General features: G+C 43.9%; 12 protein-coding genes. 7 read left to right on the top strand and 5 right to left on the bottom strand.

Going from position 1 to position 12,768, the window contains the following annotated elements:
* Positions 1-63 precede the first annotated feature (63 nt).
* Entirely contained in the window at positions 64-498 is a 435-nt protein-coding gene (locus FGM00_RS16765) for a hypothetical protein (protein ID WP_138854020.1), read from the bottom strand.
* A 137-nt stretch (positions 499-635) separates the two neighbouring features.
* Positions 636-2,672 carry a S9 family peptidase gene (locus tag FGM00_RS16760; RefSeq protein ID WP_138854019.1) on the bottom strand — a complete coding sequence of 679 codons (2,037 nt, stop codon included), beginning with the start codon at positions 2,670-2,672 and terminating at the stop codon, positions 636-638.
* A gap of 287 nt (positions 2,673-2,959) precedes the next feature.
* Between FGM00_RS16760 and FGM00_RS16755 the strand changes: the two genes are divergently transcribed.
* The 3 genes from FGM00_RS16755 to FGM00_RS16745 are packed head-to-tail and all read left to right on the top strand — an operon-like array spanning position 2,960 to position 5,507.
* Entirely contained in the window at positions 2,960-3,955 is a 996-nt protein-coding gene (locus FGM00_RS16755) for an FAD:protein FMN transferase (protein WP_138854018.1), read from the top strand.
* The gene (locus FGM00_RS16750) at positions 3,952-4,164 is read left to right on the top strand and encodes a DUF4266 domain-containing protein (RefSeq protein WP_138854017.1); all 213 of its coding nucleotides are present in this window, start codon (positions 3,952-3,954) and stop codon (positions 4,162-4,164) included. Before FGM00_RS16755 ends, FGM00_RS16750 begins: the two co-directional genes overlap by 4 nt.
* Positions 4,165-4,193: 29 nt before the next feature.
* Complete coding sequence (locus tag FGM00_RS16745; protein ID WP_138854016.1) at positions 4,194-5,507, top strand: DUF3570 domain-containing protein; 1,314 nt, start codon at positions 4,194-4,196, stop codon at positions 5,505-5,507.
* Positions 5,508-5,535: 28 nt separating this feature from the next.
* Here the strand turns inward: FGM00_RS16745 and FGM00_RS16740 are convergent, their stop codons facing one another.
* Together FGM00_RS16740 and FGM00_RS16735 are read right to left on the bottom strand one after the other, a co-directional pair.
* Positions 5,536-6,357 (bottom strand): ZIP family metal transporter, encoded by an 822-nt coding sequence (locus tag FGM00_RS16740; protein ID WP_138854015.1) that lies wholly within the window; start codon positions 6,355-6,357, stop codon positions 5,536-5,538.
* 1 nt (position 6,358) lies between these two features.
* Positions 6,359-7,015, bottom strand: coding sequence for a metal-dependent transcriptional regulator (locus FGM00_RS16735; protein WP_138854014.1), 657 nt, complete (start codon positions 7,013-7,015; stop codon positions 6,359-6,361).
* A 122-nt stretch (positions 7,016-7,137) separates the two neighbouring features.
* On the opposite strand from FGM00_RS16735, the gene FGM00_RS16730 reads away from it, so the two are divergent.
* The gene (locus FGM00_RS16730) at positions 7,138-9,372 is read left to right on the top strand and encodes a TonB-dependent receptor (protein WP_138854741.1); all 2,235 of its coding nucleotides are present in this window, start codon (positions 7,138-7,140) and stop codon (positions 9,370-9,372) included.
* A gap of 79 nt (positions 9,373-9,451) precedes the next feature.
* Positions 9,452-10,591 (top strand): lycopene cyclase family protein, encoded by a 1,140-nt coding sequence (locus FGM00_RS16725; protein WP_138854013.1) that lies wholly within the window; start codon positions 9,452-9,454, stop codon positions 10,589-10,591.
* Between the two features lie 28 nt (positions 10,592-10,619).
* Here the strand turns inward: FGM00_RS16725 and FGM00_RS16720 are convergent, their stop codons facing one another.
* Positions 10,620-11,594: a polyprenyl synthetase family protein gene (locus FGM00_RS16720; RefSeq protein ID WP_138854012.1), complete on the bottom strand. Its 975-nt coding sequence runs from the start codon at positions 11,592-11,594 to the stop codon at positions 10,620-10,622.
* A gap of 155 nt (positions 11,595-11,749) precedes the next feature.
* Here FGM00_RS16720 and FGM00_RS16715 point away from each other — a divergent pair, with 155 nt between their 5' ends.
* On the top strand, positions 11,750-12,292 hold the full coding sequence (locus FGM00_RS16715; RefSeq protein ID WP_138854011.1) for an RNA polymerase sigma factor: 543 nt from the start codon (positions 11,750-11,752) through the stop codon (positions 12,290-12,292).
* A 10-nt stretch (positions 12,293-12,302) separates the two neighbouring features.
* Entirely contained in the window at positions 12,303-12,710 is a 408-nt protein-coding gene (locus FGM00_RS16710; RefSeq protein ID WP_138854010.1) for a hypothetical protein, read from the top strand.
* Positions 12,711-12,768 lie beyond the last annotated feature (58 nt).

The following is a 12,768-nucleotide window of genomic DNA, read 5'->3' as shown; positions in this document are numbered from 1 at the left end:
TAGTCGCATTGGTAGGGGATATTTGAAATCCATGTACTTTCTAGGCCAAATACCGTACCATTTTCAATTGGGCGCTACAGGTATTTTGGCCAACAACAGCTCGTACATGTCTTCGGTTGCTATTGAATCCTTAAAGTTAAAATATAGTTTCATGGAATCTTGATACGTAAGCGCAATTTTTCGATGTGAAAAATTATCTACGAAAACATGCACCTTCTTATCGGTGAGCGAATCCTGAAATTCTTGGTAGATTCCTTTACCACGATCAAAGGCCGAAAAACCGTTCAGACGCTGCATCGGAGGAATTCGTTCTACCCATTCTACACTATCCAATGCTACAAAAGGGAGTTCTTTATAATAAAATCCCGAAAGCAGCTGTAGCTTGTCCGGCGTTACTTTCGTCCAATTTTTCGAATGCGCGGCAAATGCAAGTCCGCAGATAACCAACGTTAATACGATCAACAGATTCCAAAACCAATGCCTTTTTTTTGTTGCCATATGCCCCCTTTAATCCCCCAAAAGGGGAATTCTATAAAAAATAATTTCCAAACTCAAAGCTTAGACCCTAAATTCAAAAGATTTCTGAATCTATTGACCTAGTTTAGCTTGACCTGGCCACTGCTACGGCCAACTGCCTACTCTTTTTCGCGGTATTTCTCGAACCATGCCAAGGTATGCGCGATTTTGGTGATTAAATTACTCGGTCTGTTCGCAATGCCATGGCTCGCTCCCGGAATTTCGACCAAAACCGTTGGTATTTTCCGCAGCTTTAGCGCATGGTACAGCTGCTTTGCTTCACTCGGCGGAGTTCTCAAATCGTTCATACCCACCATGACCATGGTAGGGGTCTCAATATTACCAACGAGTGAAAGCGGGGAAAATTTCCAATAGTGCTCAAAATTTTCCCAAGGTTGCCCTTCATACCGTGAGTTGGCATAGCCAAAATAGTTATCGGCGACCAAGGTCTTGCTGATCCAATTCATGACCGGTTTGGCGACTACGGCTGCCTCGAAACGACTGTTCTTGCCTATCATCCAGGCCGTCATGATACCCCCTGCGCTTCCACCGGTTACATACAGTTGGTCCTCGTGCGCGATGCCTTTTGAGATACAAAAGTCAATTCCGTCCATCGTATCGTTATAATCTTCCCCTGGGTAGTTTCGGTACAAAAGATTACCAAATTCCTCTCCATAGCTAGTGCTTCCCCGAGCATTCGGGTAGAAGACGATATAGCCAGCAGCGGCATAGAGCTGCATTTCAGCGGAAAATCGGTCGCCATAATTGAGAATGGGTCCACCGTGGTTCTCCATTAAAAAAGGATATGTTTTTGTCGCATCATAGTTGGGCGGATATACGATCCAACCTTGCAAATCGCGCTGATCAAAGGAAGAAGTATACCAAACTTCCTCAACTTTCCCCAATTCCTTAAAATCTAACAGGGCTCTGTTCAGTGTCGTGATTTTTTTTGGGCTTTTCGCTTTGGGCTGCACAACGGCTAATTCCGCAGGGTAGTCCGGTCGGCTTTGATTGTATGCGATGATTCCCGAATTGGATACGCTAAAGGTACCACCACCATAGGGTCTTCCGAGCGAAGTGCCCCCTCTGTTATCCGCCAACTCGCTTATTTTTCCATCCAAGGTGATATACCCGATTTTTCCATTGCCCTTATCGTCATAGGCGAAATAGAGTCCATTGCTTTTGGCATCCCAAACAACGCTGGAAATGGTTCTGTCCAAATTTCCTGAAATCATTTTCTTATTGGTACCGTCACTGTTCATAAGATGTAACTTTCTGGTCTGGTACGCTTGTTTCTTGTCTTCGTAGCCCAGATAGGCGATGTGTTTTCCGTCGGGAGAAATAAGCGGATTCTGGTCGGGACCGTTGCGTTCGGTAAGGGCGCTTATTTGACCATCGACTGTGTTCACGGCGTACACCTCGCTATTTCTGAAGTCATACTCCCAATCCGTGTTACGATTGGCCGAAAAGTAAATATGTTTCCCGTCGGGTGCCCAACTGAGGTTTCCACGATGTTGAAAATCGCCTGAAGTGATTTGTCTTGGTGCACCTCCCTCGGCAGGAATGGTAAAAATATGATGGAATCCCGGTTCTATGTAGCCACGACCATCGGCTTCGTGGTATACCCTATCGGTAATCCTGGGAGCATCGGCCCACTTCGCCCCTTTGGGTTTTTGAGGCATTTTCGCCAAGGTCGGGGCCGATTGTGGTACGTTCATGGTAAAGGCCAGTTCATTCCCTGAGGGCGACCAACTTAGGGAACTGGGAGTAAAGGGTAGCTGGGTAATTTTGGCAATTTTGCCGGTTCGTACCCAGTACATATAAATTTCCGCCCCTTCATCCGTTCCGCTGACAAAGGCGATACGGTCAGTGTTGGGTGACCATCTTCCTTGCGATTCAGGAGTTTCCCTTGAGGTCAATTTTTGATGTTGCGAACCGTCCGGGCGGATCAGCCACAACTGCCCTACGGCCTTATCTTCCAAAATATCAAAACCCATTCGCTGGTAAACAATCCAGCTGCCATCGGGGGAAATCTGTGGGTCGTTTACATATTGCAGATCAAAGACGTCTAGATAGGAGAAATCCGTTTTTTGGGCGTTTATCGTTAGGCTAAATGCACAAACGAGAAGAAGCAATGCATTTTTAAGGTATTTCATGGTACGATATATTAATCGGTTAAACTTAAGCAATAGCATACAGTTATACAATGCATATTCAGCGGTGCCATTTAATGTACGCTGGGGAAATTTCGCCAAGAATATCCGGCAGTCCATTAGTATCGTGCGGTATGCCGTATATTTTATAGGTGATTGCCCAAACCGACATTTCACCACTATTAGATAAAAACAGCTATTTTGACCATAGTATGAAAAATTGTCGATTAGCTATTACATGAACTGTCATACTAATGACCGTTTATTTTTCGTTTTAAAGGGATAATTCCATGTTGACTATCAAAGTGAAACACCTTACTACCATTTTCTTGCTCTTTCTAACCGTCGGTTGTTTTGCACAACAGCCCTATAAACACACGCTCAAACTTATGGGCAACCGTTTTGACATAACCGTGGTTGCCAAAGATTCGGTTGCTGCGATTGGTTACATTGATGACGCCGTAAAGGAGATGAACCGTATAGAGCAACTGATATCTTCATGGGACCCCGAATCGCAGACCTCCGAAATCAACAGAAATTCAGGGAAAAAACCGGTAGCGGTCGACGAAGAATTATACCGATTGGTCGAACGGGCTATCGGTATCTCGAAATTAACCGACGGGGCTTTCGACATAACCTATGCCGCTATGGACAACATTTGGAAGTTTGATGGCTCGATGACCGAAATGCCAAGTAAGGAACAAATTAAAAAATCGGTGGCGAAGGTCGGGTATCAAAATATTATTCTTGATGAAAAAAACTTATCGGTATTTTTAAAAAAGGCAGGTATGAAAATCGGTTTTGGTGCTATAGGCAAAGGGTATGCCGCCGATAAAGCCAAAGCGCTGCTGATGGAGAAAGGCGTGATTTCCGGTATCATAAATGCTTCTGGCGATATGAATGTTTGGGGCAAACAACCGAATGGCGAGGCTTGGAAAGTCGCGATCACCAACCCCCTCGACAAGACTAAGGCGTTTGGATTGCTACCCATAACCGATGGTGCAGTCGTCACCTCGGGCAATTATGAGAAGTTCGTGACGTTTAATTCTAAACGATACTCCCATATTATCGATCCGAGAACGGGATATCCCTCGAGCGGTATCGTTAGTGTTACCGTTTTTGCACCGAAGGCCGAATTGGCCGACGCCTTGGCCACTTCTATATTCGTAATGGGGAAGGAAACGGGCATAAATCGTATCGAGCAGTTGCCTAAAGTGGAATGTATCATCATTGATGACCAAGGAAATATCACAAAATCAAAGCATATCAAATTGGACAAATTATGAGAAATAAAATTTTACTTTTTGCCATGGTCACTTGCCTGATGTGTAGTTGTATGGTCGTCAAGGAATACGAGAAGGTAGCGATCAACGACCGCGATATGATTCTCGGCGAAAAGCCGTGCGACCGAAACGTCACGACCATGCACTCCTACAGGGAGGCTGCGGTTGGCGCAAATGGAGGTAAAACCGGCGGAGGCTGCGGCTGTAATTAGGAAAAAGGGATTAAGCATCCTTACTATTTATGAATTCATTCCAATCCTTTTTAGCGGCGATTTTTTTTTTAGTAGCGCTATCGGTGTGCGGGCAACAAACCCCGGATACGACCAACGACTATAAAAAAAGGGTACTTGAAACCACCGAGATAGATTTTTTGAGCAGTTACTACGCCCAAGATGGGGATAATGCGGCGGTAACCGGGGGAATCGGTACCGAAGAACTTACCGACATTACCGGAACCATTGTAGTATCGGTACCGTTGACCGACGATGATGTGTTGACTATCGATGCCGGGGTTTCAGCCTATACCTCTGCCTCTTCCAGCAATGTAAATCCGTTCGATGGTAGTGGGCCCGCCGACTCTTTTGTGGCCAGTTCCGGCGCTTCGCAGGCCGATACCTGGGTGAATTTAAAAGGTGCCTACAGTCATAGTTCCGACAATCGGAATGATATGTGGTCGGCCAATGCTTCCGTGTCTTCGGAATACGATTACTTTTCATTAGGATTCGGTGGAAGTTATACCAAGCTGTTCAATGAGAAAAATACCGAACTCAGCCTTTATGCGAATATCTTTTTAGATCGTTGGAAGGCCATTTATCCGAGTGAATTGCGTCCCTTTGGAACAGGTGGTATAGGATCGTTCAGGGCCAGTGAGATTATGGGAAATACCGATTACAATCCGAATTTTACCGAATTTGACAACGAGAACCGCAACTCTTATGCAATTGGGCTGGGATTTTCTCAGATTTTACATCGAAAAATACAAGGTTCGCTGGCATTGGATGTTGTGCAACAACAAGGATTATTGTCCACACCCTTTCAACGGGTCTATTTTAGCGATATCGAAGATGCTTTCGTAGAAAACTTTCAGCTGGCCGATGATGTAGAGCGTTTGCCGGATTCCCGTTTTAAAGTAGCCTTGGGAGGGAGGTTGAACTGGTATTTGAACGAGCGGGTCTCTGCACGGACTTTCTATCGGTATTATTTTGACGATTGGGGGATAAAATCCCATACGGCAAGTATAGAGTTGCCCGTGAAACTTTCGGATACCTTTACGATATATCCTTCGTATCGTTTTTACCAACAGACGGCGGCGGACTATTTTTACGCTTATGAAACCGCTTTATCTACCGAAGAATTCTACACCTCGGATTATGACCTTTCGGAATATGCGGCCAACCAATTCGGGTTGGGTGCTTCGTACACCGACATCTTCACCAAAATGCACCTCTGGAAATTTGGATTGAAAAGCATCGATTTGAAGTTCTACCGTTATGATCGAAATACGAGGTTCAATTCCAGTATCCTGACCGCCGGTTTCAAGTTCGTTAGCTATTGATTTTTTTAAGGTTTATCGCCACAAACTATTACCCAAGCCCGACATCCAATGTCATCATGACGATAAAACCACCGATAAAGCCCATAACCGCTACATCGGAGTGCTTGTCTTGCTGTGTCTCCGGAATCACCTCTTCCACTACCACAAATATCATGGCTCCGGCTGCAAAAGCCAACGCATAGGGCAGAATAGGCTGAAACGTAATGACCGCCCACGCACCGATGACAGCGGCGATCGGTTCAACGATGGCCGACGCCTGGCCGTACATAAAACTTCTTCTTCTGGTAAAACCTTGTCGTCGCAAGGGCATAGAGACCGCAAAACCCTCTGGGAAATTTTGCAAGCCAATGCCTAAAGCCAAAGCGACGGCGCCGCCAATAGTCGCCCCTTCGAATCCTGCTGCAACACCACCGAACAATACGCCTACCGCCAGACCTTCAGGAATATTATGTAGCGTGATGGCCAAAGTTAGAAGCGTAGTCTTGTGCCATGGTGATTTTATACCCTCGGCTTCATCCATTTTAAAGTTCAGATGTAAATGTGGTAAAATTTTATCGAGTCCAAAGAGGAAGAGCGCTCCTAGAAAAAATCCGACGGCGGCAGGAATAACTTTAACAAAGCCTTCGCCTGGGCTCATTTCAATTCCGGGTGCCAATAGGCTCCAGAAACTCGCCGCTACCATAACACCGCCGGTAAAACCTAGCATACCGTCCATGACCGCTCTTTTAGGGTTTTTAAAGAGGAAAACCAAAGCCGCACCTGCAGCAGTAAGCCCCCAAGTGAAAAGCGTCGCATAAAAGGCCGCTAAAATGGGATTTATAGACTCAAAATAATCGATCACTTGTTGCATGTTATTCCGTTATTGTTAAATATAAATTGTTAGCGATTTGACTTGAAATATGTATTGTCTTTCCTTTGATCTTTATGTAAAGAGAACCGTCGAATTCTTCCTTGTCATGAACGAGAATCGTATCGCCCAAGGCAATATCATTCTTATCAAGGAATTTTAAAAAGGGTGCAGAGGAGTCCTTTACACCCACGCAAATACCACTCGTGCCTATCGGTACGTCATTCAATAATTTTTTGATGGCTTTTTTAAATTCCCCTTTTTTCGAAGGTATGGGGTCACCATGGGGATCTACTTGGGGATACCCGAGAAATTTGTCGAGTTCATCAATTAACTTCTCACTTTTAATGTGTTCCAACTGTTCGGCGACTTCATGAACTTCATCCCAGGAAAATGCAAGGGTATTGACCAAAAAGACTTCCCAGAGGCGGTGCTTGCGTACTAGCGTTAAGGCAATTTTCTGACCGTATTCGGTAAGGCTCACTCCCTTATATTTCTTATAGTGAACGACACCCTTTTCAGATAGCTTTTTGATCATGTCGGTCACCGATGAAGGTTTCGTATCCATCTGCTCCGCCACTGCATTGGTCGAAACAGTGGTATGCTCACCTTTTTGCAGGTGATAGATAGCCTTGATGTAATCTTCCTCAGATAGGGTCATTTCGTTTTTAAATTATGTAAAAATACATTTTTATATATAAAAACATATTTTTAGCTTTGTCTAAAATTAATTTTGTGCTTATAAAAATCAAATTCAAGATATTCTATTGCCTATGGCTGCCAATGCTTTTGGTATGCTACATCGGGAATGCACAAGATGGGACACTTATGGGGTCGGTCTCCGATGCCGGTCAACCGGTACCTTTTGCGAATATTTATCTAAAGGGAACCCCCTATGGTACATCATCCGATCAAAGCGGCAACTATAGTTTAGACAAAATTCCCGTGGGGAGTTATCAGCTTCAGGTTACGGCAATCGGATACCGTCCCTTTTCTGAGAATGTTACGATACGCGATACCGAAAAGCAAACAATAGCTATTAACTTGACGGCTAGCACTGAACAGTTGGATGAAACGGTGGTTACTGGAACCCTAAAGGCGGTGAGTCGTTCTGAAAGTCCGGTACCTGTTGAGGTTTATAGTCCAACTTTCTTAAAAAAGAATCCCACGGCCAGTATTTTCGAGGCGCTGCAGAATGTAAATGGGGTACGCCCACAAATAAATTGTAATGTTTGCAATACCGGGGATATTCATATCAATGGTCTAGAAGGCCCGTATACTTTGGTTTTGATTGATGGCATGCCCATTGTTAGCGGTTTGGGAACGGTTTATGGCCTATCCGGTATCCCAAATTCCTTAATCGAACAGATAGAAATCGTAAAAGGTCCTGCATCCAGTCTTTACGGTAGTGAGGCCGTGGGAGGGCTTATCAATATCATTACCAAAAACAGTTTAGAGGCACCAGATTTCGCGGCCGATGCCTTCCTTACCGGTTGGGGAGAATACAATCTGGATATCGGCGCCAAAATCGACTTGGGTAAAAAGACCGATGTATTGTTGGGTATCAACTACTTCAACTTCGATGAAGTAATAGACAATAATGGGGACAACTTTACCGATTTAACGCTGCAGGACCGTATTTCGGTCTTTCAAAAATGGAACTTTGAGCGCAAGGACAACCGTATTCTATCACTTGCGGGACGTTTCTTTTATGAAGACCGTTGGGGAGGTGAACTGCAATGGACGCCGGAGTTTCGAGGCGGTAATGAGGTATACGGGGAAAGTATTTATACGCGCCGATGGGAGGTGTTGGGTAAATACCAGCTGCCGACAACCGAAAAGCTGCTGCTGTCTTTTTCTTATAACGACCATAGCCAGAACTCGGTTTACGGCGATATTCCGTATATCGCCGACCAACGAATCGGATTTACGCAACTTACATGGGACAAGAAACTCGGGAAGCACGACTTCTTGTTCGGGAGTTCCCTTCGATACAATTATTATAATGATAACACCACGGCTACGGTTACGGCAGATGAGGTGATCATCCCGAGTCTCTTTGTTCAAGATGAAATGAAACTGGCAGAAAAACATTCGTTGCTGATGGGCCTTCGCTATGACTATGACAAGAGACACGGATCGATTATTACACCTAGAACAGCCTATCGGTTCAAGATTACCGATACCGATATCGTTCGGTTCAATGCTGGAACCGGTTTTCGCGTAGTGAACTTGTTTACCGAAGAACATGCCGCGCTAACCGGCGCGCGCGAGGTAGTGGTTACAGAGGAATTGAAACCGGAACGCTCCTTCAATGTGAATTTGAACTATTTGAAAAAAATTTATGCCGATAATGGAACCTTCATTGGTTTGGATGCCTCGTTATTTTACACACGTTTTAGCAATGCAATCCTACCGGATTACGATACCGATCCCAATCGGATAATTTATGATAATCTGGACGGAAAATCGGTTTCGCAAGGGGTAAGTGCCAATTTGGATGTCGTTTTCCCTGATGGCTTTAAGTTTATGGTGGGTGGTACATACCAAGACGTAAGCCAAACCGAGAACGGTATTTCCAAACGGCAGATTTTAACGGAAAGCCTAACCGGCACATGGAATGTCTCTTATAAAATTAAGGCTTGGGATTTAAACATCGACTACACGGGCAATCTCTATGGCCCCATGCGTTTGCCTACTTTAGGGGAGAATGATCCACGACGGGAGTATTCCCCTACTTGGAGTATACAAAATATTCAATTCAGTTATTCGGCGCTCGATGATTTCGAGTTCTACGGAGGTATAAAAAATCTTCTGAACTGGACACCCAACCGGGGAAATCCTTTTATAATCGCACGCTCTAACGATCCTTTTGATAAAAATGTGGTATTCGATGCGGATGGAAATGCTGTGGCAACGGCCGATAATCCGAACGCACTAACTTTCGACCCTTCGTATGTCTACGGTCCCAATCAGGGTATCCGGGCCTTTTTCGGAGTGCGTTACCGCTTGAATTGAAGCATATGACTCATTTCAAAACCTTATTTTTGGACAATCTTAAATAGCCCTGGGTAAGTTTGCCCTGCAATACGTTAAAATGGAATACGATTATATCATCTTAGGAGCAGGTGCCGCAGGCCTAATGCTTGCCGATGCCATGTGTTCGGATGATTTTTTTAAGGGGAAGTCCATTTTGTTGCTGGACAAAGAGCGTAAACAGAACAACGACCGTACCTGGTGCTATTGGGAAGAGGACGAAGGCCTGTTCGATGATATTGTTTTCCAAAAGTGGAATTATATCTACTTCGCTGGAAAGGAACTCAGAAAGCAATATAACATTGCGCCCTATTCCTATAAAATGATCAGGGGTATTGATTTCTATGAGGCGATTTTAAAGCGTATCGAAGATCATCCCGGAATTACCTTTCAGTTGGGAGAAGTCACCTCGGTCGAGGACGATGGGAAACAGGTGGTCGTTACAACGGCGACGCATACGTTTTTTGCCAAAAAGGTCTTCAATAGCATCTTCGATTATAAAATGGCCGTGGGACAAACTAAATACCCCGTACTGCAGCAACATTTTATAGGTTGGTTTATCAAGGCCGACAAACCTATTTTCAAAAAAGACCAGGCGACCTTCATGGACTTCTCGATACCACAAAACGGAAACACCCGCTTCATGTATGTGCTTCCGTTTTCGGAATACGAGGGCTTGGTAGAGTACACGCTTTTTTCGGAAAAATTGCTTCCCGAAGAGGAGTATGAAAGTGCTATTCAAGCCTATCTTCAAAACGATCTAGGGTGCGAGAAGTACAAAATAATCGAAAAAGAACAGGGCAGTATTCCGATGACTTGCTATGATTTTAAGGAACACCATTCCGCCAATGTCAGGTATATCGGAACGGCAGGGGGTTGGTCAAAGGCGAGCACAGGATACACATTTATGAGTACGGCAAAAAAGATACCAATCGTTATTAAACATATTAAATCCGGCAAACCCTTGCATCGACTGAATTTTAAGAATAAATTCTGGTATTACGATTTGTTGCTGTTGGATATTCTGCATCGCAACAATGAACTGGGAGGCGTCATATTCGAGACACTTTTCAAAAACCGAAAGCCACAACTGATTTTTAAATTTTTAGATGAGGATACCAATCTCTGGGAAGATTTGAAATATATTTTAGGTTGTCCTAAATGGATTTTTCTTAAGGCGTTTCTTAGAAGGTTGCTGTAGTGTAGTATGTAGCTAACGAGTGTTGAATTTACACTCTTCTTACCATGAGTCCCTTGCCGAATTTTTCCAAAATTCCTTTCTTCTCGTCGGAAACGGCTAATTTCTCCAAAACTTCAAAGGCTTTTTGGGTATAGGTTTCGATGGCCATGGTCGTCTCACCGGCTGCTCCCGTTTGCCGGAAAATTTTCTTGATTTGTTCTATTTTCCCCGAAGGATCGTCGGGATGAATGGAAAACATGTCTGAAAGTGCTTTCTTTTCCTCGTCCGACCCTAATTCCATTGCTTTCAAATACAGGTACGTCTTCTTGTTCTCGATAATATCGCCCCCGACCTGTTTTCCAAAAGTCTCCGGGTCTCCGAAAGCATCCAAATAATCATCCTGCAACTGAAAAGCGATACCGAGATACCGTCCGAAATCATAAATACTCTGCTGTTGTTCTTCAGGCGCTTCCGCGATGATCGCCCCCATTTTTAGCGCCGCAGCGACCAGAACGGCGGTTTTATATTCGATCATTTTTAGGTATTCGAGTTGGGTAACATCGTCCCGGGTCTCGAAATCTACATCGTATTGTTGGCCTTCACAAACCTCGATAGCGGTTTTGCTAAAGAGTTGGGCAAGATTCCGAAACATTTGGCCATCATAATTTTCGAACAATTGATAGGCATTGATCAACATGGCGTCTCCGGAAAGAATACCGGTATTGATGTCCCACTTTTCATGCACCGTCTCCTTTCCCCTTCGCAGGGGAGCGTCGTCCATAATATCGTCATGCACTAGTGAAAAATTGTGAAAAACCTCGATGGCCAAGGCCGCATCCAGTGCTTTTCTATAGTCCGTTCCAAACACTTCAGTGGCCATTAGCACCAGTGTGGGACGTAGACGCTTACCTCCTAAACCCAAAATATAGGTAATGGGTGTATATAGATTAAGAGGTTCTTTGGATACCGTTTTAGACGTTAGGTACGAAATGAATTCATTTCGATAAAATTCGATTGAATGCATGCAGCAGATTTTCGTCAAAAATACGGCCAAAATACCAAATCAAAAGGTGTTGATTCCGCAGTGTAGGAACTTTGGCTAAAAAAACCTGCGAAAAATTGCAATAGCTTTGAAAAGCATCGTCTTTATAATTGAAAACCGATTAAAAGTAATCTTGAATGACTTCGGACAACGAAAATCATAATAAGCTCGGAACGTTTTTCAAGGAGGAGTATCACTCCCTGAGATCGTATACGAAATCACGTATCGATGATACAGCCGATAGCGATGCCGAAGATATCATTCAAGATGTGGCGTTAAAGTTGTTTTCAAGACCGGTTACGGCATCACCGATACATAATATTGCCGGGTTTGTATACCATTCCATCCGAAATAGGATTACGGACATCATGCGCACAAAAAAGACCCGCATACCCATTGAGGATAGCATGGAAACAAGACTGTTGGAATTTACCGAGTTGCTCTATGGAAAATCGGACAACGGATATTCGGAAGATATGGGAAAAGAACTCAAAAAAGCAATTGTCAATTTAAAACCGATTTACAGAAATATCATCACGGCAATCGATTTCGAGGGATTTACCTATAGCGAGTTGTCATCGGAAATAGGCATTCCCGAGGGCACTTTAATGTCGCAGCGGCACAGGGCAATAGCGTTGCTGTTCAAAGAATTAAAAACAAAAAAAGAAACTACAAATTAAAATCAAACCTATGAAAGAGTATGTAGAACATCAAGTGAAAAGCAAAGCGGAACGCTTTTTTCGAAGTGCTTTCAAAGTATTTTTCATGATTATAGCAGCAATCGTATTTCTACTGTTGTTCGGCTATGGCTTCATGTTATTGTGGAACTGGCTCATGCCGGATATTTTTGGCTTGCCGGTACTTTCTTATTGGCAGGGAGTGGGCATATTGGTCATGGCCAAATTATTATTCGGCAATTTTGAAGGCAAAGGTCGAAAAAAGCACAGGAAAAAATCTTCGCCCCGGTTCAGGGATAGAAAGAACGATTATTGCAAAAACGATTTTTCGAAATGGCAATTCTATGATGAGTTCTGGAAAGAAGAAGGCGAAGAGGCCTTCAAGGATTTTCTGGAAAGAAAGGCCGTTGAAAAGGAGTAATGGCCGTCACAAATAAATGTTAAGAAAATATTAAACTTAGGAAACTTTTAATGTTTTT

It is taken from the genome of Aggregatimonas sangjinii (assembly GCF_005943945.1).
GTDB classification, from domain to species: domain Bacteria; phylum Bacteroidota; class Bacteroidia; order Flavobacteriales; family Flavobacteriaceae; genus Pelagihabitans; species Pelagihabitans sangjinii.
This window is presented reverse-complemented; position numbering and strand designations above follow the sequence as displayed.